This is a genomic window from Microbacterium sp. STF-2, from assembly GCF_034650155.1.
GTDB classification, from domain to species: domain Bacteria; phylum Actinomycetota; class Actinomycetes; order Actinomycetales; family Microbacteriaceae; genus Microbacterium; species Microbacterium maritypicum_A.
The window spans coordinates 2,483,508-2,504,228 of sequence record NZ_JARKMW010000001.1; the positions used below are offsets into that span (position 1 = coordinate 2,483,508).

Consider the following 20,721-nt stretch of genomic DNA (forward strand, 5'->3'; position numbering starts at 1 on the left):
ACCCCGGGTGACGAACCCGACCCCGCCCCCTTCTGCATGCAAGAGAATTGAGAGCGATGTCTGAACGAGAAGAACACATTCACTGGCAGACCGAGCGCCGCGCCGCCGTCACGTCGCCGACCGGCAACCTCGCCCTGATCGAGACCCGCTGGACCGGTGAGCGCCCCGATGTCGATGCCGAACAGCGCGCCGCGGCCGACACAGTGACCGTGACGCCGATCGAGCGCACGAACATCGAAACGGGTCAGGCGGAGCACGGGCTGCGCGTCTGGGATGCGGACGCCCCCGCCATCCGCGCCTTCGACCGCATCGACACCTACGATTACGACCCGGCGTGGGTGCTCGAGGGACACTTCACCCCGGTCTCCGGTGATCGACGCGTGTCGTTCGAGCACATCCGCGACAACGGCGGCACCCGTGATCTGGTCGTCCCTGGCGACATCCGCCTCGAGCTCGACGGCCAGGAGTACACCCTCGCCGCGTTCGACGACGGCGGCACGCTGTTGCTCGTGTTCGGCGACGAGACGAACGGCTCGGAGACCTACGGATCCGGTCGCTTCCTGTTCGTGCAGCTGCGCGACGACGAGGGCTCCGTCGTCCTCGACTTCAACCGCGCCTTCGTGCCGCCGTGCGGATTCAGCGCCCAGTACAACTGCCCGCTGCCGCCGGCATCCAACCGCTTCCCCCTGCCTATCCGAGCAGGCGAGAAGAACGTCGTGTTCCGCGACGGCTTCGACATCTACGCGGCGTGACGCCGCACTCGCTCACCCTGGAGTACTCATGAGAAGAACCCGCATCCTCGGCGCGCTCGGCGCCGTCGCCACGCTCGCCCTCGTGGCCGGCTGCGCGTCGGGCACGAGCAACGACGCCACCGCGAGCGAAGACGCCACGATGCTCATCGGGTCGCTGTACGAGCCCACCAACCTCAGCAACACGCAGGGCGGCGGCCAGGGTGTGACCGAGGCGCTGACCGGCAACGTCTACGAGGGCCTGTACCGGCTCACGGACGACGGCGAGGTCGAACCGCTCCTCGCCGAAGACGCCCAGGTGTCCGACGACGGCCTGACCTACACGATCACGCTGCGCGACGACGTGACCTTCCACTCGGGCGACCCGCTCACCTCCGCCGACGTGAAGTCGAGCATCGAGGCCGTCACCGCCGAAGACTCCGTGTCCGCCCGCAAGTCGAGCTTCACGACCATCGCCGACATCGCCACCCCCGATGACAAGACGGTCGTGTTCACGCTGTCGGAGCGCTCGATCTCGTTCCTGTACAACCTCAGCTACGTCTGGATCGTGAACGACGAGGCCGGCGACATCACGTCGTCCGAAGACGGCACCGGCCCGTACACGCTGGACGAGTGGAAGAAGGGCTCGACCCTCACCCTCCAGCGCTGGGACGACTACTGGGGCGAGCCTGCCAAGAACGGCGAGGTCGTCTACACGTACTTCACCGACGCGACGGCGGAGAACAACGCACTCCTCACGGGTGAGATCGACGTCATCACCAGTGTGCAGAACCCCGACTCGCTCACGCAGTTCGACTCCGACGACTACGTCGTGAGCGAGGGCACCTCGACCACGAAGGAGCTGCTCGCCTTCAACGACCGCGTCGCCCCCTTCGACAACACGCTCGTGCGCAAGGCGGTCTACTCCGCGATCGACACGAAGAAGCTCCTCGAGTCGATCTGGGGCGACTACGGCACGCTGATCGGGTCGATGGTGCCGCCGACCGACCCCTGGTACGAGGACCTCACCTCCGTGAACCCCTACGACGTCGAGCTGTCGAAGGATCTGCTCGCGCAGGCCGGCTACGCCGACGGCTTCACGTTCACGCTCGACACCCCGAGCTACGACCCGCACCCCGCCGTGGCGGAGTTCCTGCAGTCGCAGCTCGCCGAGGTGGGCATCACTGTCGAGATCAACACGATCAGCGCCGACGAGTGGTACACGAAGGTGTTCAAGGAGCAGGACTTCGAGGCCACTCTGCAGGAGCACGTGAACGACCGCGACGTGGTCTGGTACGGCAACCCCGACTTCTACTGGGGCTACAACGACACCGACGTGCAGCAGTGGGTCGCCCAGGCCGAGCAGGCCGCAACGACCGACGAGCAGACGGCCCTGCTGAAGCAGGTCAACGAGAAGATCGCCGCGGATGCCGCGAGCGTATGGTTGTACCTGTACCCGCAGATCGTGGTCGCCTCCAGCGATCTCAGCGGGTACCCGGTCAACGGCCTGAACTCGCAGTTCTTCGCCTACGACATCGTCAAGTCCTGACGTGCGTGGGGGATGCCGCGCGTCGGCATCCCCCACGTCATCCTGAGAAGCCATGCTCGCCTACCTCTTGCGCCGCCTCGCGTTCCTCGCGGTATCGCTCGTCGTCGCGATGGTCGCGATCTTCGTTCTGCTGCGCCTGCTTCCCGGCGACCCGGCCAACGCCCTGCTCTCGGTGAACGCCACCCCGGAGCAGATCGATGCCGCGCGCGCTCAGGTCGGCTCCGACCAGCCGCTGCTGCAGCAGTTCACGACGTGGGCGGGCCAGGTGCTCCGCTTCGATCTGGGTGAATCGTTCCTGAGCTCGCGCCCCGTCGGGCCCGACATCGCCGACCGTCTCGCCGTGACGCTTCCGCTCACCCTCATCGCCTTCACGATCGCGCTGCTCGTCTCCCTCGTCATCGGCATCACCGCCGCCGTGAAATCCGACCGCTGGTACGGCATCGCCCTCTCGGGCTTCGCACAGCTCGGTGTCGCGGTCCCCGTGTTCTGGGTCGGCGTGGTGCTCGTCTGGGTGTTCGCGCTCGGCCTCGGTGCTCTGCCGTCCGGCGGATTCCCCCGCAAGGACTGGGAAGATCCGACGGATGCACTGCGCTCGCTCGCGCTGCCCATCCTCACCATCGTGATCGTCATGAGCGCCTCCCTGAGCCGATACGTGCGCTCGGCGACGCTCGACGTGCTCGGCAGCGACTATCTGCGCACCGCCCGCGCCGGTGGTTCCGGCATGGGTGAGGCTCTGCTCCGGCATGGGGTGCGCAACGGCGCGGTGCCCGTCGTCGCGGTGCTCGGCATCGAACTGTCGACGACGCTTCTCGGCGCGGTGGTCGTCGAGAGCGTCTTCACGCTTCCGGGACTCGGCAGCCTGCTGCTGTCGGCCATCGAACAGCATGACTTCCAGGTCATCCAGGGCGTCCTCGTCGTCAGCACCCTGTTCGTGATGCTGGTCGGGTTCGCCGCCGACATCGTGCAGCGCCTGATCGACCCGCGCCTGCGCACGAGCGTCTCGGGGAACCGATGAGCCGCGTCGCCGGACAGCTGATCACCGCGTCCGTGCCCGTGCGCCGGCGGCCGAAGGCGACCCTGATCATCGGGCTCGTCCTCACGGGCCTCATCGTGCTCATGGCCCTGGTCTCGCTGTTCTGGCTCCCCTATCCGCTCGCCGACACCAGCGGCGGACGGCTCGAAGGCCCGAGTTCCCTGCACCTGCTCGGCACGGATCGACTCGGACGCGACCTGTTCTCTCAGCTGATGTGGGGCGCACGTATCGCCCTCATCGTCGGCACCTGCGCCGTCGCGATCGCGGCAATCCTCGGCACCGTCGTCGGGCTTCTCGCCGCATTCGCGCGCCCCTGGGTCGACGACACGCTCTCGGCCGGACTGGATGTCGTGATCGCGTTCCCCGTCCTCCTGCTCGCGATGCTGGTCGTCGCCGTACAGGGAGCGTCGCTGTGGTCGGCGGTGCTCGCGATCGGACTCGCGATGTCGGCGGTCGTCGCCCGCCTCACGCGCATCCTCGCGCGTCGCGTGCTGCAGGAGCAGTACATCACCGCCGCGCGCACCAGCGGCACGAGCGTGCTGGGCATCGTGTCCCAGCACGTGCTTCCGAACATCGCCCCTACCCTCGCCGTGAGCCTGGCGCTGCAGTTCGGCGCAGCCGTGCTGGCCGAGGCGAGCCTGTCGTACCTCGGGTTGGGAGCACCGCCGCCCAACGCATCGTGGGGGCGGATGCTGCAGGAGGCGCAGGGCACCGTGCTCACCGCCCCCGTCGGCGCGATCGCTCCGGGTGTCGCGATCATCGCGCTCGTGCTCGGCGTGAACTTCCTCGCCGACGGTCTGCGTGACCTGGCCGACCCGACCCGCAGGAGGAGCCGATGAGCATCCTCGACGTCTCCGGCCTCACAGTCCGCTCCGGCGCGGGCACCCTCGTGCGCGATGTCTCCTTCTCCCTCGCGCCCGGTGAGCGCCTGGGCCTGATCGGTGAGTCCGGCTCGGGCAAATCGCTGACCTCCCTGGCCGTGACCGGGCTGCTGCCGGATGCCCTCAGCGCGTCGGGCTCGGTGCTGCTCGACGGCCACCAGGTGATCGACGCCCGCGACGCCGACCTCCGCCCGCTGCGCGGACCCGTCGCGCAGATCGTGTTCCAGGAGCCCCTCACCGCGCTCGACCCGCTGATGAAGGTCGGCCGCCAGATCGCCGAACCGCTGCGCCGCCATCTCGGGCTGCGCGGGGCAGAGCTGCGTTCTGCGGTAGCGGCTGCCCTCGACGAGGTCGCGTTGTCCGACGCCCGCATCGCACGCGCCTACCCGCATGAGCTCTCGGGTGGCCAGCGTCAGCGGGTGGCGATCGCCGTCGCCCTCGCGGCTCGCCCGCAACTGCTCATCGCCGACGAACCGACGACTGCACTGGACGTGACCGTGCAGGACGGGGTGCTCGCGCTGATGGAACGCCTGGTCGACGAACGAGGCATGGCGCTGCTGTTCATCAGCCACGATCTGGCCGTCGTCTCGCGCATGGTCGATCGCATCGTCGTGCTGCGCGACGGACTCGTGGTCGAAGCAGGCACGGTCGCGCAGGTGCTGCAGGAGCCCGCCGAGCCGTACACGAGGATGCTGGTCGACAGCGCCCGTGCACTCGACGCCTTCCTCGACGCCGGGGAGGTCGGCGCATGAGCCTGCTCGAACTGCGCGGTGCCGGCTTCGCCTACGGGTCCCGCCGCGTGCTCGACGACGTGTCGCTGCGCATCGACGAAGGCGACTCCCTCGGCCTGGTCGGCGAATCGGGCGCGGGCAAGTCGACGATCCTGCGACTGCTGCTCGGACTCGCCGCCCCGCGCGATGGACAGGTGCTGTTCGAGGATGCCCCGCTCGCACTGCGCGACCGGGCGCAGATGCGTCGCTTCCGCGCGAGCGTGCAGCCGGTGTTCCAGGATCCGTACTCGTCTCTCGACCCGCGCCAACGCATCGACCGGATCATCGGCGAACCGCTCCGTTCGCTGGGTCTGGCATCCGGCGCCGATGCACAACGCCGCATCGCCGAGGCGCTCGACTCCGTCGGGCTTCCCGCCGACACCGCGCGCCGCTATCCGCACGAGTTCTCCGGTGGGCAGCGCCAGCGCATCGCGATCGCGCGCGCCGTGGTCTCACGCCCCCGGGTGCTGCTCGCCGACGAACCCGTCAGCGCCCTCGACGTGACGACGCGCGTGCAGGTGCTCGAGCTGCTCGACCGGCTGCGCCGCGAGAACGGCCTGTCGCTCGTGATGGTGTCGCACGACCTGACCGCGATCGCCTCGGCCTGTGATCGCACGCTCGTGCTGCAGAACGGCCGCGTGGTCGAGCAGGGGGCCACCCCGGCCGTGCTGCACGAACCGCAGGACCCGTACACGCGGGCGTTGGTCGATGCCGTGCCGCGGCTGCCGCGCTGAGCACCGGGCGGGGTCAGGCGAAGTCCCGCCACGTCTCGCGAAGAGCGGCGACGGAACCACCCAATTCGGACGCCGACAGGTACACAGGCCCCTCCGCGATATCCACATTCCGAAGCGGGTCATCGTCTCGATGCTGCGGGAACACATGGCAGTGCAGGTGCGGTGCGCGATGCCCCATCACGAGGTAGTCGATCTTTCGGGGCGTGAACGCCGCGCCGACCGCCTTACCCGCGCGCTGCACGTCGTGCCAGAAAGCATCGAGCTGAAGCGCATCGAGCCGATCGAGGTCGGTGACGTGTTCACGAAGAATCACCACGGAATAACCGGCGTGAGCTTGATTTCGCACGAGACGAAAGTATGTGGCCTCGGTGGAACCCACCAGGATGCTGTGTTCGTTCTCCTCCAGGTGAGCGTCGGCGCACATGCCACACCGCGCGGGATCGATGAGCTCCGACCACTGCTCGTCCGTCCACCACATCGGCTCATCGTAACCAGAAGCCTCCATCGCGCCGTTCACACCGCTCGCGTCGACAAGCCGAAGTACTCCAGCTCCGCGTCGTTCAGCATCCGGGACCGGATCAGGAATCGCATCCCGGTCGGGCCTTCGACCGAGAATCCCGCACCGCGACCCGGCACCACGTCGATGGTCAGGTGCGTGTACTTCCAGTACTCGAACTGCGACTCCGACATGAACACCTCCACCGTCTGCGGCAGTCCGACGTCGAGGGCACCGAGCAGCACGTCGCCCGGCCCCGTGATGAACATCCCGATCGGATAGCACATGGGTGAAGAGCCGTCGCAGCAGCCGCCGGACTGGTGGAACATGAGCGGCCCGTGCTGTGCGGTCAGCTCACGCACGAGTGCGGCCGCCGCCTCCGTCACGTCCACGCGCTGATAGGTGCCGATGCTGACCATGACTGCCGCCTTCCGGGGAGGGAGCCGGGCGGACGCTGAGGGAGCAGCGCCCGCCCGGGGAACGAGCTCAGAAGAAGCCCATCGGCCCTTCCGCGTACGAGACGAGGAGGTTCTTCGTCTGCTGGTAGTGGTCGAGCATCATCTTGTGGTTCTCGCGCCCGACGCCCGACTGCTTGTACCCGCCGAACGCCGCATGCGCCGGGTACTGGTGATACGTGTTCGTCCAGACGCGTCCGGCCTCGATCGCTCGTCCTGCACGATAAGCCGTGTCCCCGCTGCGGCTCCACACGCCGGCACCCAGTCCGTAGAGGGTGTCGTTCGCGATCGAGATCGCGTCGTCGAAGCCGTCGAACGAGGTGACCGACAGCACCGGACCGAAGATCTCCTCCTGGAAGATGCGCATGTCATTGGTGCCCTCGAACACGGTCGGTGCGACGTAGAAGCCCTCGCTCAGATCGCCGCCGAGATCGACCCGCTCGCCACCGGTGAGCAGTCGCGCACCGCCCTGCTTGCCGATGTCGATGTAGCTGAGGATCTTCTCGAGCTGATCGTTCGACGACTGCGCGCCGATCATCGTCGCCGGATCCAGCGGATTGCCCTGCACGACCTTCGCGACCCGTTCCAGCCCGTCGGCGAGGAAGCCGTCGTAGATCGACCGCTGGATGAGTGCGCGCGAGGGGCAGGTGCAGACCTCGCCCTGATTCAGCGCGAACATCGTGAAGCCCTCGAGCGCCTTGTCGTAGAACGGATCGCTGGTCGAACGCGCGACGTCTTCGAAGAACACGTTGGGGCTCTTGCCTCCGAGTTCCAGCGTGACCGGGATCAGGTTCTGCGAGGCGTACTGCATGATGAGGCGACCGGTCGTGGTCTCGCCCGTGAAGGCGACCTTGCGGATGCGCTTGTGCTGCGCGAGCGGAGCGCCCGCCTCGATACCGAACCCGTTCACGATGTTCACGACGCCGGCCGGCAGCAGGTCGCCGATGATCTCGAACAGGAACAGCAGGGATGCCGGTGTCTGCTCGGCGGGCTTGATCACGACGCAGTTGCCCGCGGCGAGCGCGGGCGCCAGCTTCCAGACCGCCATCAGGATCGGGAAATTCCAGGGGATGATCTGACCGACCACACCCAGCGGTTCATGGAAGTGGTACGCGACGGTGTTCTCGTCGAGCTGGCTGATGCCGCCTTCCTGCGCCCGCAGGACGCCGGCGAAGTAGCGGAAGTGGTCGACGGCGAGCGGGATGTCGGCGGCGAGGGTCTCGCGCACCGGCTTGCCGTTCTCCCAGGTCTCGGCGACCGCGATCTCCTCGAGGTGCTGTTCGATCCGGTCGGCGATCTTGTTGAGGATCACGGATCGCTCGGCAGGACTGGTCTTGCCCCAGGTCGCGAACGCCTGCCACGCGACCTCGACGGCCCGGTCGATGTCTTCGCTCGTGCCGCGACCGACCTCGGTGAAGACCTTGCCGTTCACGGGGCTGACGTTCTCGAAATACTGGCCCTTCACGGGCTCGACGAACTCGCCGCCGATGTAGTGGCCGTAGCGCGGCCGGTAGTTCGCGAGCGCGCCCGGCTGGCCCGGGGCCGCGTAGGCGAGGGACACGTCTTCTTCGACGATGCTCATGGGGTCTCCTTCGACGGGGCCGCGCGTCGGTGCAGCGGCTCTTCTCCGAAGGTAGGTCGCCCGGGGTTGCGCCCCGATGCGCAACGTTGCGCCCGGTTGCAGGCCGCGGTCAGGCCTCGAGGCGCTCGATCCTCGCGACGAGCCCTGCGCGCTTCGGCGACCGGGCGGGGAGCATCTCCAGCGCGAGACGGAGTGCCTCGGCATCTCCCTGCCCCTCGGGGATCTCTGCGTAGGAGAGCAGCACGTCGAGACTCGCCTCGGACAACATCGCTTCGCGGAGCGCTCCCCTCACCGACTCCCGGAACTCCTCGACGCCGGGCGAGGTCGACTCGGGGAGCACCGGACCCCGATAGGCGGTGAGCGCCACCCGGTGCGCGCCGCGATCGAGCAGTGACAGCACGTCATGTGCGTCGGTATCGACGGCGACGGGAAGGCGGTACGGGCGCGACTCGGGCACCAGATCGGGGGCCGTGCGCTCGAGCACCTTGCGCAGGCGAACCATCTCCGGGCGGAGCGTGTCGGGCGAGACGCCCGGGCCGTAGACGAGCTCGCAGAGGCGCTCGGCCGAGAGACCCTGGCGGTGCACGGCCAGCATCAGCAGGATCGCCGCGTGGCGTGCGCTGAGCTCGATCATGGACTCGTCGTGTGCGGACTCGGTCTCCAGGCGGGCCCGATCCCGGCCGAGCACATGCAGCGTCGCGCGCGCGGTCGCCGGCATGCGTCCCTTCGTCACGCTGGTTCGCGGCCGGGACTCCTCGCTCCGTCGGCGCAGACGAGCCACCATCAACTCCGCCTCGACCGCGCGGGCCGTCGCATCGACCAGCAGTCGCGCCTGCAGCGAGACCACCTCGGGGCCTCCGGTGATGTCGATGACTCCGAGCACACGCTGCGTCTCGGGGTCGCGGACGGGCGCAGCCGTGCATGACCACGGATGCACGAGGCGGTTGTAGTGCTCCGCGCCGCGGATCTGCACCGACTGGCCGAGGGCGAGCGCGGTTCCGGGGGCGCTCGTGCCGACGGCATCCTCCGACCAGTTCGCACCGGCAACGAAGCCCATGCCGTCGGTGAGCGAGCGCAGCTGATCATCCCCCTCGATCCAGAGCAGGCGTCCGGCCTGGTCGCCGACGGCGATGATCACTCCGGTGTCCTCCGCCTCGCCGGGCAGCAGCAGCGCACGGATCATGTCCATCACCGAGGCGAGAGGGTGGGCGAGGCGGTAGGCCTCGAGCTCGTCGCTGACCAGTTCGAGCGGAGGAGCGCCTTCGGGTCCGACCCGACCGCGCCACGACCTCTCCCACGACTCGCGGACGAGGGGGCGCACCTCTTGCAGGCGCCGGTCGTCGAGATTGCCGGCGAGCAGCTCTTCGTGCGCACGCTCGATGAGCAGTCGCGATGTCGGGGGGAGGGACTCGCGGGATACCTGCCACGGCGCAGACACAGCGGTCTCCGATCGTCGAGAGCGTGCGTTGCCTCAGTGTACGAGCAGCGCGGCCCCGAGGGAACACCTCACCGCGTCAACGGAGGAGGCCGGCGACGAGGTCGTCGATCACCTCGTCCGTCGAGGTGTCCGGATCGATCGGCGTGGTGAGCCGGTCGAGCAGCAGTCCGTCGATCGCGTAGTGGAAAAGCGCGATCTCGCGCCGTCCGCCCGGGAGCCCTGCCGCGGTGTTGAAGGCGATGTCGCCGTCGAAGCCGGCACGTTGCCAGGCGCCCAGCACGGCGGCGACCTCGGGGCGTCGGCCGCCTTCGAGTCGCAGCTCGAACAGGGCGAGCGTCACGTCTCGATCCTCGGTCAGCCTTCGCACGATGTCGCGGATGTAGTCGGCGAACAGCGCGGGGCCGGGTGGCACGTTCGCGCGGCGCTCGAGATCCTCGGGCGTAGGAGCGAGTCGCTCTCCGATTCGCTCGACGAGTCCCTCGATCAAGGCGTCCCGACTGCGGAAGTAGTTCGATGTGGTGCCGGTCGGAACCCGCGCGGCGACGTCGACCGCGCGGTGCGTGAGACCTCTCGACCCTTCCCGTGCGAGCACCGTGAGCCCCGCATCCGCGATCGCCCGCCGCCGGGAGTCGTTCTTGACCATAGGAAGAAGACTAGCGCAATCACTACGCCTGTTGTAGTGTAACTGCGACAAATGTAGTGATTGGAGCATCATGCGAGAACTCGTGTACTACGCCGCCGTCACCCTCGACGGCTACATCGCCGGCCCGAACGGCGAGTTCGACGCGTTCCTCGTCGAAGGCGACCACATGGACGGCATCAATCGGCGCTTCGCCGACACCCTCCCGACCGCCGCGGCCGCAGCGCTCGGGATCGCACAGAACCGCGACGTCTTCGACACGGTGCTGATGGGATGGAACACCTACGCCGTCGGCGGGGTCTCCAGCCCCTATGCGCACCTTCGGCAGATCGTGTTCAGTCGCACGAGGAGCGCAGAGGCCGAGAACCTGCAGGTCACGTCCGAAGACCCCGTCTCGGTGGTGCGGCGACTGAAACAGGAGGACGGCGCCGCCATCTGGCTCTGCGGCGGGGGCGCCCTGGCGGCGACACTCGCCGACGAGATCGACCGACTCGTCCTCAAACGACAGCCCTTGCTGTTCGGCTCGGGCATCCCCCTGTTCGGTGAGCGCCCGTATCGCCCCGAGAGGTTCGATGCTGTGCAGACCGTTGCCTACGAAAGCGGCGTGGTGTTCACCGAACTGGAGCGTCGGCGCGAGGGGTGATGCGAGAGATATCTTCCTGCTAGCATTCTGCTGTCAGGAGGCGGAATATGGCGACCGTGACCATCCGGAATCTCAGCGACGATGTCGTCGACGCGCTGAAGGAGCGTGCCCGACAGAACTCCCGCTCGATGGAGGCCGAGGTGCGCGACGTGCTCACGCGATTGGCGAAGAACAGCGCGAGCGGGCTCGAAGCCGACCTGGCGCAGCGGATGGCCCGTCCGCGCCGATGGTCGGTCCCATCAAGCGAGATCATGGCGAGGGTGGATGCGAACCCGTCGACCCCGGAACATGACAGGATGCGTCGGGCATGGGCGGAGGAGCTGGAGGCGGACAGGCAGAATCCCTTCTTCCTCGAACCGCTCCGGGACCCGTGGGAGAGTCGTGATTCTTCTTGACACGAACGTGCTGATCCAGCTCGACAGCGTGCAGTTGCCCCCGGACGACGTGGCTCTGAGCGCCATCGTCTACGCCGAACTTCAGCTCGGAGTCGAGCGTGCGACGGATCCGGTTCTTCGCCGCAGCCGCCGCAACGAACTGATGCGCCTCTCCTCACTCCTCGAAGCCGACTGGCTGCCGTTCGATCGGGCAGCCGCGGAGGGATACGCCCGCCTTGCGTCGGAGGTGATCCTGACCCGTCCCGCACATGCCCGGAGCAAGGACCTCATGCTGGCCGGGCACGCCTACGCACTCGGCGCCGCCCTCCTCACCTTCAACCCGAAGGACTTCGAGCTCGTGTCCGGCGACGTCGAGATCATCGTCCCCGAACTGCGATGAGACAGGTCAGCCGCGCGCGGCCCACCACTCCCGAAGCCGGTGCTCGGCGACATCGGGCCCGAGCACGCCCTCGTCCAGGCGCAGGTCGAGGAGGAACCGGTACGCCTCGCCGACCTCGCGTCCGGGGCTGATGCCGAGCACCTGCTGGATGCGGTTGCCGTCGAGCTCCGGACGGATCGCGTCGAGCTCCTCCTGCTCGCGGAGTGCGGCGATGCGCGACTCGATGTCGTCGTAGGCGCTCGCGAGACGACCGGCCTTGCGCTTGTTCCGCGTGGTCACGTCGGCGCGGGTGAGGATGTGCAGGCGCTCCAGCAGATCGCCGGCATCGCGCACGTAGCGACGCACGGCCGCATCCGTCCAGGCCCCCTCGGCATAGCCGAAGAAGCGCAGGTGCAGCTCGATGAGCGTGGCGACGGCGTTCGTGGTCTCGGTGTCGAAGCGCAGCGCCTGCAGCCGTTTGCGCGCCATCCGCGAGCCCACGACGTCGTGGTGGTGGAACGTGACGACTCCCCCGGCCTCGAGCTTGCGCGTGCGGGGCTTGCCGATGTCGTGCAGCAGTGCGGCGATGCGCAGGGGCACGTCGGGCGCGGCGCCGGGGTGCCGGAAGTGCTCGAGCTCGATCGCCTGGGCGAGCACGGTGAGCGAGTGCTCGTAGACGTCCTTGTGGTGGTGGTGCTCGTCGACCTCGAGGCGCAGTTCGGTGACCTCGGGCAGGAACTCGTCGATCAGCCCGGTGTCGACCAGCACGCGGATCCCGCGCACCGGGTCGTCGGTCTGCATGAGGCGCACGAGCTCGGACTGGATGCGCTCCGGACTCACGATCTTCAGCGTCTCGCGGAGCTCGGCGATCGCCTCGGCCGTGGCCTCTTCGACGCGGAAGCCGAGCTGGGCGCTGAAGCGGGCGGCGCGCAGCATGCGCAGGGGGTCGTCGCCGAATGAGATCCGGGGGTCCGCCGGGGTGCGCAGAACACCCGCGATCAGATCTTCCACGCCACCGGTCGGGTCGATGAGCTTGACCGACGGCACCTGCAGGGCCATGGAGTTGACGGTGAAGTCGCGGCGCACGAGGTCGCCGTCGATCGTGTCGCCGAACTCCACGGTGGGCTTGCGGGTCACACCGTCGTAGCTGTCGGCGCGATACGTCGTGATCTCGACCTGTTCGCGCTGCACGCGCGCGCCGATCGTGCCGAACGCCCGGCCGATGTCCCACTGGGCGGTCGAGATCGGCGTGACGATGGTCAGGATCTCGTCGGGCGAGGCATTGGTCGTGAAGTCGAGGTCATGGGTCGCGCGTCCGAGCAGCGCATCGCGCACCGGACCGCCGACGACGGCCAGATCGAAGCCGGCCTCCTCGAACGCCGTCGCGAGGGTGCGGACGACCGGATTCTCGGCGAGCGCACCGAGACGGGCGAGGCCGTCAGCCATATTGAGCATGGGTTCCAGCGTACCGGGGTGAGCCGTTCGTGCCGGGGCCGTCTGCTGCCCCTGCCTCTTCTCCGAGCCCTTCTGCGAAAACCCAGACCGTCCGCCCGCGCGCCGGCGCGCCACCCCTCGACACGCCGGTCCCCGCGACGTCGGTCTCCGTTTCGGCCGAAGGAGCGTCGGTCGCGGAGTTCACCCGCCCTTCCCTTCGGGGTCAGACGCCGGTCATCCGTCTTCGATGGAGTGGAGGGGCCTCGTGCGGCTGAGCACGGAAACCCCACCTCGAAGGACTGACATGACCTCCCCCACCCCTGCGGTGCGGTGGCGGCGTCGCGGACTGACGTCCGTCGCGCTCCTCGCCCTGCTCGGCGGCGCCGTCGTCGCCCCCGCGGCTCTCGCCGCACCCGACCCCGAGGTGCCGACGGGATCGCTGATCACCGGCGACACCTCCTGGCACTACCTCGACGACGGCTCCGACCCGTCTCCCGCACCGGCGGCGCTCCGCGACTGGACGCTGCCCACCTATGACGACAGTGCATGGAAGACCGCTGCCGGCTCGTTCGGCGCGAAGGGCGGGAAGCTCGCACCGGTCGGTCCGCAGACGCCGAAGACCCTTCTGAACCACTACCTCGACGGCACGGCGGCCCCGACCGTCCCGACCTACTTCTTCCGCACGACCTTCGAGCTCGAAGCGGGCGTCGCCGAGCAGGTCGCGGCCCTCCAGAGCACTATCACGTACGACGACGCGATCATCGTCTGGATCAACGGCGAAGAGGTCGCCCGCTACGTCGACGGCCGCATCACCGACACCACCAACGTCGAGTACGCGGGAGACGGCAACGGCGACCCGCTCACCAGCACCTTCAGCGCCGAAGGCGACCTGCTGCACGACGGCACCAACACGATCGCCGTCTCGCTGTTCCAGGACCGGGAGACCAGCTCCGACATCTTCTTCGACATGTCGTCACTGACCCTGGTCAAGGCATCCGCCCCCGGCACCCCGGTCGTCGCCCCGCCGACCCGCGTCATCCTCACCCCGACCGAGCAGCCTGCCGTCTCGCAGTCGTTCTCCTGGCTCGCCGGCGACGCCTCGCACACGGTCGGACAGGTCGAGATCGCGCCCTCGGCGGGCGGCGAGACCCGCACCGTCGACGCGTATGACGCGGGTGTCGTGAACGGCAACCCGAACAAGCACTTCTCGGCCACCGTGACCGGCCTCACCGCCGCCACCGAGTACCGCTATCGCGTCGGCCTCCCGGGCAGCTGGAGCGACTGGTTCACCTTCCGCACCGCGGATCCGTCCGCGACCGACTTCCAGTTCATCTACTACGGCGACGCGCAGATCGGCCTCGACACCACGTGGCCGAGCGTCGTGAAGCAGGCGTAAGCCGCCGCGCCCCGGTCGATCGGCTCGGTGCACGCTGGCGACCTCATCAACACGTCGAGCAACGAGAACGAGTGGGTCAACTGGTTCAAGGGCATGAAGGACTCGGCCGTCCGCACCAACGTGATGGCCGCCCCCGGCAACCACGAATACTCGGGCGACAAGCTGCTCACGGCGTGGAAGGCCGCGTTCGAATACCCGCGCAACAACCCGTCGACGAGCTCGATCGGCGAGCTGGCCGACCTCGCCAAGGGCGACTCCGCCGTGGCGCAGCAGTACCGCGCGTTCTTCGACCACTGGAGCTCGTTCGCCGCCGAGACCGCGTACTACACCGACTACCAGGGCGTGCGTTTCATCACGCTGAACGCCACCCGCGACACGACCTTCCTCACCCCGGCCGGACTCCCGTCCTGCACGGGCACGGAGTGCCCGTCGTCCCAGATCGGCACGCTGTGGACCCGCTTCCAGGGCGCCTGGCTCGACCTGCTGCTGCAGAACAGCCCGTCGAAGTGGAACGTCGTCACGTTCCACCAGCCGGTGTTCTCGGCATCCGAGGGTCGCGACGAGCCGGTGTTGCGCGCCGAGTGGCTCCCGGTCTTCCAGCGCAACGACATCGACCTGGTGCTCATGGGCCACGACCACACCTACGCTCGCGGCTACGTGAACACCGATGCCACCGAGACCACCGGCCTCACCACCGGCCCGGTCTACGTCGTGTCGAACTCGGGCGCGAAGCACTACGACCTCGAGACCCCCGAGAAGAACGTCTGGACCAACAACGGCGCCACCCAGGTGCTGCGCGGGCAGGGCGTGACGACCTACCAGGTCATCGACGTCTCGAAGAACCAGCTGGTCTACCGGTCCTACCTCGCCGAGAAGCAGCCGGGCGCCACGACCGAACTCCCCGTCGGCGCCGTCTACGACACGTTCACCGTGACGAAGTCGGATGCCGGGGAGAAGTGGGTCACCGAGGCCGGCGTCACGCCTCCGGTCACGCCGGAACCCGAGGTTCCGGCCAAGGTCGAGCTCGGCGCGGCATCCGTGAAGGCCGGCGGCACGGTCACGGTATCGGGCAGCGGCTTCGCGGAGGGCGCGCAGCTGCGACTCGAGCTGCGCTCCGACCCGGTGCAGCTGGGCACGGCCACCGCCGGTGCGGACGGATCCTTCCAGCGCACGGTCACGATCCCGGCGAACACCCCGGCTGGCGCGCACACGCTCGCGGTGATCCTGCCCGACGGCACCGAAGTCACCGCGGCCCTCACCGTAGCAGCGGCAGCCGGTGGCGGAGCGGTGGCACCGGGCAACGGCGGCTCGACAGGCGGCGACCTCGCCACCACGGGTGCCGACAGCGCGCCGTACATCGTCGCAGCCGTCGTGCTCCTCGCCGCCGGCCTCGGCCTGTTCGCGATGCGCCGTCGTCGCCGTCACGCCGCGGTGGAGACGACCGAGGCGGAGTAGTCCGCACGAGAGGGTGCCGTGCCGTCTTCGGACAGGCCGGCACCCTCTTTCCCTGCACAGATATCCCATCGATAACGATGCGGATTCCGCTGCTCACGGGGAGCCATCCCCTCCTCCACACACCCCTACGCTCTGGACATGCGCCCTCACTCTCGCCTCATCCTCGCTTCGGCCACAGCCGCACTCCTGGGCCTCTCGCTCACCGCCTGCGCCCCGGCGAGCACAGACGGTTCGGTGACGCCGTCATCGTCATCGTCGCCGGTCGCCTCTCCGTCCCCCACGCCTGCGGACCGGGTCGTCGAGATCTCGGTCGACGGCCTCTCGGTCGACGACGGCGCCGTGATCGCGTACGACGACCCTGACGGCGCTGTCGCCGCCCTCACCGACGCCTTCGGATCGGCTCCGACGGAAGGAACCGTCGAGGGCCCCTACGGCGCCGTGTACTCCGGATACGACTGGCAGGGCACGAAGGCGACGGTCCGCGAGACCCGTATCGACCTGGTCGTGTCGGCGGATGCCCCCGGTGTGATATTCCGCACCCCGGAGGGCATCGGCATCGGTTCCACGCGCGCCGAGGCGATGGCCGCAGGAGCGGTGGACGGCTGGGATGAAGACGGCGACGGCGTCGCCGACTACCTGAGCATCGGCGTGCGAGAGGTTCCCGGCACGTCATCCCTCGTGAATCCCGGAGAAGTCGGCGTGGAGTACATCGACCTCAAGATCACCGGCGATGTCGTGACCCGCCTCAGCAGCGGAGGCAACGACTTCAGCGACATCTGACGCGAATCCGGACGCTGTCGACAAGACTCCCCATCGCCTGACGGAACCGCCGACTGAGATAGCCTTCACCCGAGTCCGTCCCCGGTGAAGGAGAGCAAGTGTCCGCGAATGATGTGATCGCCGACGAGACCGATCGGATCGTCGCCGCGGCCCTGCAGGTGAACGGCCGCGCGTCGTGGGGCGAGATCGCTCGCGTGGTCGATCTGCCCGAGCGCACGGTCGCCCGTCGAGGCCAACGGCTGCTGGATCGAGGACTGGTCCGCGTCTCCACCTACGTCGACCCGGCCCGCGTCCTACACGCCCGCGCGGTGCTGTTCCGCATCACGACCGAGCCCCATGCCCTGTGGCACGTGGCACGCACGCTCGCGCGGCGGGCGGACGCGTCCTCGGTCTCGGTGCTCGAGGGCAGTAGCGACATCGCCGGAATGCTGCTCCCCCACGATGACGCCTCCATCCGCGAGCTGCTCTTCACCGACTTCCCCGAGCTCGACGGCATTGACTCGATCAATGTCACGACGGTGCTGAAGTTCTTCCGCTCGGGGCACGACTGGCGCGCGGGAGTGCTCACCGACGAGCAGGCGCGCATGCTCGACGAGTCGTCCGGATCCGAGGTCGACCCCGCCGATTCTCTGAGCACGGACGAAGAGGCGCTCATCCGGCTGCTGCTGAAGGACGGACGGATGCCGGTCGCTCAGCTTGCCCGATCGCTGGGACTGAACGTCACGACCACCCGGCGCCGGATGGAGTCCCTGAGCCGTCGCGGTCTGATGCATCCGCGGACCGAGGTCGTGCCGAGTCTGTTCGGGTTGGGACTGGAGGCGCTCGTCTGGCTCCGGGTGCCGATGGCGCGCCTCGAGAGAGTGGGAACCGCCCTGGCGGCAGCGCCCGAGGTGAAGTTCATCGCCGCGACCACCGGCACCTCGCAACTGCTCGCCAACGTGCTCGTGAAAGACGCCGACGAGTTCTACGAGTTCCTCACCGGACCGGCGGTGGCAGGACACGAAGGTCTCGAGGTGGTGGAGTCCCTGGTGGTCATCACTCCGGTGTTGCGCGGATCGTTGATCGTCGACGAGGCCCCTGAGGCCTTGGCGAAGGACATGCCCACCGGCGCAATTCGTTTGTAGTCCGATTCTGTTACTGGCATGTAACGAAATGGCGAGATCGTTCTTCAACGCTTGACCTAGTGGCGAAATAGGGCAAGTATCCTCTCCAGGGCCATCACCCCTGGAGAGGACGACCGTGTTCACGGCAACGGGAGACGACTGGGCGGATCGCGCGGCGACGCTGCCCCTGCGCACGCGCTTGTTCATCGACGGTGCGTGGGAGGAGGGCTCGGCCGAGCCACTGACGCCGGTGAGCCCGCGCGACGGACGGACGCTCCCGCCGATCAGCGCAGCCTCGGTGGGCGATGTGGACCGTGCTGTGCGCTCGGCGCGCGCGGCATTCGACTCCGGGATCTGGTCGCGGATCGCTCCCCGCGAGCGTGGACAGCTGCTGATCGCGTTCGCCCAGAGGATCCACGACAACGCCGAAGAGCTCGCCCTCACCATCTCGCTCGAGATGGGCAAGCCCCTGCGCGAGGCGCTGCAGACCGAGCTCCGCGCCGTCGTGAACTGCTTCCGCTGGTACGGCGAGGCTGCGGACAAGGTCCTCGACGAGATGCCGGTCACCGCCCCGGGCAGCCTCGCGCTCGTCACCCGCGAACCGGCGGGAGTGGTCGCGGCCGTCGTGCCCTGGAACTTCCCCCTGACCATGACCGCCTGGAAGCTCGCCCCCGCTCTCGCGGTCGGCAACAGCGTGGTGCTCAAGCCCGCCGAGCACACCACCTTCTCGGCGCTCCGTCTGGCCGAGCTCGCACACGAGGCCGGGATCCCCTCCGGCGTCCTGAACGTCACACCCGGCACCGGCCAGGTCGCCGGCCGTGCTCTCGGCGAGCACCATGACGTCGACGTCGTCACCTTCACGGGCTCGCCCGAGGTCGGCCGCAAGTTCCTCGGCTATTCGGCGGCGTCGAACGGCAAGCGCGTCTGGCCGGAGCTCGGTGGCAAGACCGCGAGCCTGGTGCTGCCGGATGCCGACCTCGAGCGCGCGGTGCGGGCCACCGCCGACGGCTGCTTCTACAACCAGGGCCAGATGTGCACGGCCTCGTCGCGTCTGCTGGTTCCCCGCGCCCAGCGGGAGCGTGCCCTCGAGATCGCCGCCGACGTCGCACGCACGACCCTTCCCGCCGACCCCTTCGAGGTCACGACCTCGATGGGCGCGATCGTCAGCGAGAGGCAGCTCGCGGGCATCGCCGGCTTCGTCGAGCGCGCCCAGGCGGAAGGCGGCGAACTCGCGGCCGGCAGCCCCGAGCGGTTCCACGCCGTCGATGGTGGCAGCTACTTCGCCCCGGTCGTGCTCGGCGTCACTTCCCAGCACGAGGTCGCGCAGCGCGAGGTGTTCGGCCCCGTGCTCTCGGTCATCGCCTACGACGACGTCGAAGACGCCCTCGAGATCGCGAACGGCACCGAGTTCGGACTCGCCGCCGCGCTCTGGAGCACCGACCTCAACGCCGTGCACACCCTGTCTCGGCGCCTGCGCGCGGGCATCGTCTGGGTCAACTGCTTCGAGGAGGGCGACATGACGATCCCCTTCGGCGGGGTGAAGGGTTCCGGCTTCGGTCGGGACAAGAGCCTGCACGCCCTGGAGAAGTTCACCGATCTGAAGACGACCTGGATCGAGCTCTCATGACGCGCCCGTTCATCGGCATCACCACCTGGCGCCGGTTCATCGACACCGATCTCGGGGCCGGCCGCGCGGCGCACACCCTGGGCACGGAGTACGCCGCCCCCATCGAAGCGGCCGGCGGTGCCGTCGTTCTCCTCCCTCCGACGGCGAGCGTGGACGAGGTGCTCGACCGCCTCGACGGGCTGGTGCTCTCCGGCGGCGAAGACGTGCACCCCTCGCGCTACGGCGCCGAACCGCAGGAGGGGAAGAACTACGACCCCTCGCGCGACGGCTTCGAGATCGAACTCGCCCTCGGGGCACGCCGGCGCGGTATCCCCGTACTCGCGATCTGTCGCGGACTGCAGGTGAGCAACATCGCCTTCGGCGGGTCCCTCGTGATCGATATCCCGACCACGGAACACCACCAGCCGGTGCGCGCCGCCGACCAGCAGCTCGCCGCCCGGCATCCGATCGTCCTCGCGGACGGGAGCCGGCTCGCCGCCCTCTACGGCACGCGGGAGCGGATCGTGAACACCATCCATCACCAGTCGATCGACGTTCCCGCCCCCGGCGTCCACTCCGTCGCCTGGGCGCCGGACGGGATCGTCGAAGCCGTCGAGTCCGACGACGACTGGCCCTTCTGGGCAGTGCAGTGGCACCCCGAGAAGATGATCGACCCCGATGAGGCCGCAGAGGAGATGCCGCTGTTCACGGCGTTCGTCTCGGCCGCCCGCGAACGAGCAGCGGAACACCCCGCTGCGGAGAAAGGAACACGATGACCAAGCAGGTCTTCCTCGAGTACGAGAACGGCGTCCGCGCCGTCGCCACCCTGTTCGAGGACCTCGCCCCTCGCACCTGCGAGGCCATGTGGGGTGCGCTGGAGAAGCCGGTCACCATGCAGGCGATGCACGCGATGTATGCCGGACCGGAGGTCATGGTCGGGCTCCCCGAAGAGGCTCAGAACTTCGACCCCGAGAAGGTGCCGTTCGAGAACCAGCAGGTCGTGCCCGCACCGGGTGATCTGCAGTGGTACTGGCAGCGACCCATGCAGATGGGTGGGCTGCCGTTCGAGTGGTACGAGATCGGCGTCTTCTACGATCGTGGTGCCCGTACTCTCGGCCCGCTCGGATGGACACCCGTCAACATCTGGGGCGGCATCACCGAAGGACTCGCGGAGTTCGCCAAGGAGAGCGCGGCGATCCGCATCGACGGAGCCAAGCAGCTCACCATCGGACGCCTGGTCTAAGG

22 protein-coding genes are annotated in these 20,721 nt (G+C 68.5%); 16 read left to right on the forward strand and 6 right to left on the reverse strand.

Annotated features, from left to right (window positions below; genetic code table 11):
* Positions 1–56: 56 nt before the first annotated feature.
* Genes MicroSTF_RS12010 through MicroSTF_RS12035 form a run of 6 tightly spaced genes read left to right on the forward strand, consistent with a single transcriptional unit; the run spans position 57 to position 5,695 of the window.
* A complete protein-coding gene (locus MicroSTF_RS12010) occupies positions 57–752 on the forward strand; it encodes a DUF1684 domain-containing protein (RefSeq protein ID WP_322955868.1) in 696 nt (231 codons plus the stop codon).
* 28 nt (positions 753–780) lie between these two features.
* Positions 781–2,277: an ABC transporter substrate-binding protein gene (locus tag MicroSTF_RS12015; RefSeq protein WP_322955870.1), complete on the forward strand. Its 1,497-nt coding sequence runs from the start codon at positions 781–783 to the stop codon at positions 2,275–2,277.
* 52 nt (positions 2,278–2,329) lie between these two features.
* Positions 2,330–3,292 (forward strand): ABC transporter permease, encoded by a 963-nt coding sequence (locus MicroSTF_RS12020; RefSeq protein WP_322955872.1) that lies wholly within the window; start codon positions 2,330–2,332, stop codon positions 3,290–3,292.
* Positions 3,289–4,149: an ABC transporter permease gene (locus tag MicroSTF_RS12025; protein ID WP_322955874.1), complete on the forward strand. Its 861-nt coding sequence runs from the start codon at positions 3,289–3,291 to the stop codon at positions 4,147–4,149. The genes MicroSTF_RS12020 and MicroSTF_RS12025 overlap by 4 nt, the downstream gene beginning before the upstream one ends.
* Positions 4,146–4,943, forward strand: a complete 798-nt coding sequence (locus MicroSTF_RS12030) for an ABC transporter ATP-binding protein (protein WP_322955876.1) — start codon at positions 4,146–4,148, stop codon at positions 4,941–4,943. The genes MicroSTF_RS12025 and MicroSTF_RS12030 overlap by 4 nt, the downstream gene beginning before the upstream one ends.
* Positions 4,940–5,695, forward strand: coding sequence for an ABC transporter ATP-binding protein (locus MicroSTF_RS12035; RefSeq protein ID WP_029268099.1), 756 nt, complete (start codon positions 4,940–4,942; stop codon positions 5,693–5,695). The genes MicroSTF_RS12030 and MicroSTF_RS12035 overlap by 4 nt, the downstream gene beginning before the upstream one ends.
* A gap of 13 nt (positions 5,696–5,708) precedes the next feature.
* On the opposite strand, the gene MicroSTF_RS12040 is transcribed toward MicroSTF_RS12035, so the two are convergent.
* From MicroSTF_RS12040 to MicroSTF_RS12060, 5 genes are all read right to left on the reverse strand, one after another.
* Positions 5,709–6,212, reverse strand: coding sequence for an HIT family protein (locus tag MicroSTF_RS12040; RefSeq protein ID WP_136025393.1), 504 nt, complete (start codon positions 6,210–6,212; stop codon positions 5,709–5,711).
* Positions 6,209–6,610, reverse strand: a complete 402-nt coding sequence (locus tag MicroSTF_RS12045; RefSeq protein WP_021201421.1) for a DUF779 domain-containing protein — start codon at positions 6,608–6,610, stop codon at positions 6,209–6,211. Before MicroSTF_RS12045 ends, MicroSTF_RS12040 begins: the two co-directional genes overlap by 4 nt.
* A 67-nt stretch (positions 6,611–6,677) precedes the next feature.
* Positions 6,678–8,228 carry an aldehyde dehydrogenase family protein gene (locus MicroSTF_RS12050; protein ID WP_021201420.1) on the reverse strand — a complete coding sequence of 517 codons (1,551 nt, stop codon included), beginning with the start codon at positions 8,226–8,228 and terminating at the stop codon, positions 6,678–6,680.
* Positions 8,229–8,337: 109 nt separating this feature from the next.
* Entirely contained in the window at positions 8,338–9,666 is a 1,329-nt protein-coding gene (locus tag MicroSTF_RS12055) for a GAF domain-containing protein (protein WP_136024371.1), read from the reverse strand.
* 76 nt (positions 9,667–9,742) lie between these two features.
* Positions 9,743–10,309 carry a TetR/AcrR family transcriptional regulator gene (locus MicroSTF_RS12060; protein WP_029260801.1) on the reverse strand — a complete coding sequence of 189 codons (567 nt, stop codon included), beginning with the start codon at positions 10,307–10,309 and terminating at the stop codon, positions 9,743–9,745.
* Positions 10,310–10,379: 70 nt separating this feature from the next.
* On the opposite strand from MicroSTF_RS12060, the gene MicroSTF_RS12065 reads away from it, so the two are divergent.
* The 3 genes from MicroSTF_RS12065 to MicroSTF_RS12075 are packed head-to-tail and all read left to right on the forward strand — an operon-like array spanning position 10,380 to position 11,723.
* Positions 10,380–10,949 (forward strand): dihydrofolate reductase family protein, encoded by a 570-nt coding sequence (locus tag MicroSTF_RS12065; protein ID WP_322955884.1) that lies wholly within the window; start codon positions 10,380–10,382, stop codon positions 10,947–10,949.
* A 56-nt stretch (positions 10,950–11,005) separates the two neighbouring features.
* Positions 11,006–11,344 carry a FitA-like ribbon-helix-helix domain-containing protein gene (locus MicroSTF_RS12070; RefSeq protein WP_322955886.1) on the forward strand — a complete coding sequence of 113 codons (339 nt, stop codon included), beginning with the start codon at positions 11,006–11,008 and terminating at the stop codon, positions 11,342–11,344.
* Positions 11,331–11,723 (forward strand): PIN domain-containing protein, encoded by a 393-nt coding sequence (locus tag MicroSTF_RS12075; RefSeq protein WP_046399039.1) that lies wholly within the window; start codon positions 11,331–11,333, stop codon positions 11,721–11,723. Before MicroSTF_RS12070 ends, MicroSTF_RS12075 begins: the two co-directional genes overlap by 14 nt.
* A gap of 6 nt (positions 11,724–11,729) precedes the next feature.
* Here MicroSTF_RS12075 and MicroSTF_RS12080 read toward each other — a convergent pair whose 3' ends face one another.
* Positions 11,730–13,157 carry a CCA tRNA nucleotidyltransferase gene (locus tag MicroSTF_RS12080; RefSeq protein ID WP_322955888.1) on the reverse strand — a complete coding sequence of 476 codons (1,428 nt, stop codon included), beginning with the start codon at positions 13,155–13,157 and terminating at the stop codon, positions 11,730–11,732.
* Between the two features lie 283 nt (positions 13,158–13,440).
* On the opposite strand from MicroSTF_RS12080, the gene MicroSTF_RS12085 reads away from it, so the two are divergent.
* From MicroSTF_RS12085 to MicroSTF_RS12115, 7 genes are all read left to right on the forward strand, one after another.
* Complete coding sequence (locus MicroSTF_RS12085; protein WP_322955890.1) at positions 13,441–14,532, forward strand: fibronectin type III domain-containing protein; 1,092 nt, start codon at positions 13,441–13,443, stop codon at positions 14,530–14,532.
* A gap of 27 nt (positions 14,533–14,559) precedes the next feature.
* Positions 14,560–15,987, forward strand: coding sequence for a metallophosphoesterase family protein (locus MicroSTF_RS12090; protein WP_322955892.1), 1,428 nt, complete (start codon positions 14,560–14,562; stop codon positions 15,985–15,987).
* Positions 15,988–16,125: 138 nt separating this feature from the next.
* Positions 16,126–16,767, forward strand: a complete 642-nt coding sequence (locus tag MicroSTF_RS12095; protein WP_029268114.1) for a hypothetical protein — start codon at positions 16,126–16,128, stop codon at positions 16,765–16,767.
* Between the two features lie 98 nt (positions 16,768–16,865).
* Entirely contained in the window at positions 16,866–17,891 is a 1,026-nt protein-coding gene (locus MicroSTF_RS12100; RefSeq protein WP_322955894.1) for an Lrp/AsnC family transcriptional regulator, read from the forward strand.
* A gap of 115 nt (positions 17,892–18,006) precedes the next feature.
* Positions 18,007–19,497, forward strand: coding sequence for an aldehyde dehydrogenase family protein (locus tag MicroSTF_RS12105; protein ID WP_029260807.1), 1,491 nt, complete (start codon positions 18,007–18,009; stop codon positions 19,495–19,497).
* Entirely contained in the window at positions 19,494–20,252 is a 759-nt protein-coding gene (locus MicroSTF_RS12110) for a gamma-glutamyl-gamma-aminobutyrate hydrolase family protein (protein WP_051668235.1), read from the forward strand. Before MicroSTF_RS12105 ends, MicroSTF_RS12110 begins: the two co-directional genes overlap by 4 nt.
* On the forward strand, positions 20,249–20,719 hold the full coding sequence (locus MicroSTF_RS12115; protein WP_017829890.1) for a DUF3830 family protein: 471 nt from the start codon (positions 20,249–20,251) through the stop codon (positions 20,717–20,719). Before MicroSTF_RS12110 ends, MicroSTF_RS12115 begins: the two co-directional genes overlap by 4 nt.
* Positions 20,720–20,721 lie beyond the last annotated feature (2 nt).

What these genes read in the sequence shown, in the direction of transcription:
- MicroSTF_RS12060 (WP_029260801.1), bottom strand. Translation starts at nt 10,309, where the DNA reads ATGGTCAAGAACGACTCCCGGCGGCGGGCGATCGCGGATGCGGGGCTC.
- MicroSTF_RS12010 (WP_322955868.1), top strand. Translation starts at nt 57, where the DNA reads ATGTCTGAACGAGAAGAACACATTCACTGGCAGACCGAGCGCCGCGCC.
- MicroSTF_RS12020 (WP_322955872.1), top strand. Translation starts at nt 2,330, where the DNA reads ATGCTCGCCTACCTCTTGCGCCGCCTCGCGTTCCTCGCGGTATCGCTC.
- MicroSTF_RS12045 (WP_021201421.1), bottom strand. Translation starts at nt 6,610, where the DNA reads ATGGTCAGCATCGGCACCTATCAGCGCGTGGACGTGACGGAGGCGGCG.
- MicroSTF_RS12095 (WP_029268114.1), top strand. Translation starts at nt 16,126, where the DNA reads ATGCGCCCTCACTCTCGCCTCATCCTCGCTTCGGCCACAGCCGCACTC.
- MicroSTF_RS12035 (WP_029268099.1), top strand. Translation starts at nt 4,940, where the DNA reads ATGAGCCTGCTCGAACTGCGCGGTGCCGGCTTCGCCTACGGGTCCCGC.
- MicroSTF_RS12080 (WP_322955888.1), bottom strand. Translation starts at nt 13,157, where the DNA reads ATGCTCAATATGGCTGACGGCCTCGCCCGTCTCGGTGCGCTCGCCGAG.
- MicroSTF_RS12015 (WP_322955870.1), top strand. Translation starts at nt 781, where the DNA reads ATGAGAAGAACCCGCATCCTCGGCGCGCTCGGCGCCGTCGCCACGCTC.
- MicroSTF_RS12050 (WP_021201420.1), bottom strand. Translation starts at nt 8,228, where the DNA reads ATGAGCATCGTCGAAGAAGACGTGTCCCTCGCCTACGCGGCCCCGGGC.
- MicroSTF_RS12115 (WP_017829890.1), top strand. Translation starts at nt 20,249, where the DNA reads ATGACCAAGCAGGTCTTCCTCGAGTACGAGAACGGCGTCCGCGCCGTC.
- MicroSTF_RS12065 (WP_322955884.1), top strand. Translation starts at nt 10,380, where the DNA reads ATGCGAGAACTCGTGTACTACGCCGCCGTCACCCTCGACGGCTACATC.
- MicroSTF_RS12030 (WP_322955876.1), top strand. Translation starts at nt 4,146, where the DNA reads ATGAGCATCCTCGACGTCTCCGGCCTCACAGTCCGCTCCGGCGCGGGC.
- MicroSTF_RS12085 (WP_322955890.1), top strand. Translation starts at nt 13,441, where the DNA reads ATGACCTCCCCCACCCCTGCGGTGCGGTGGCGGCGTCGCGGACTGACG.
- MicroSTF_RS12025 (WP_322955874.1), top strand. Translation starts at nt 3,289, where the DNA reads ATGAGCCGCGTCGCCGGACAGCTGATCACCGCGTCCGTGCCCGTGCGC.
- MicroSTF_RS12110 (WP_051668235.1), top strand. Translation starts at nt 19,494, where the DNA reads ATGACGCGCCCGTTCATCGGCATCACCACCTGGCGCCGGTTCATCGAC.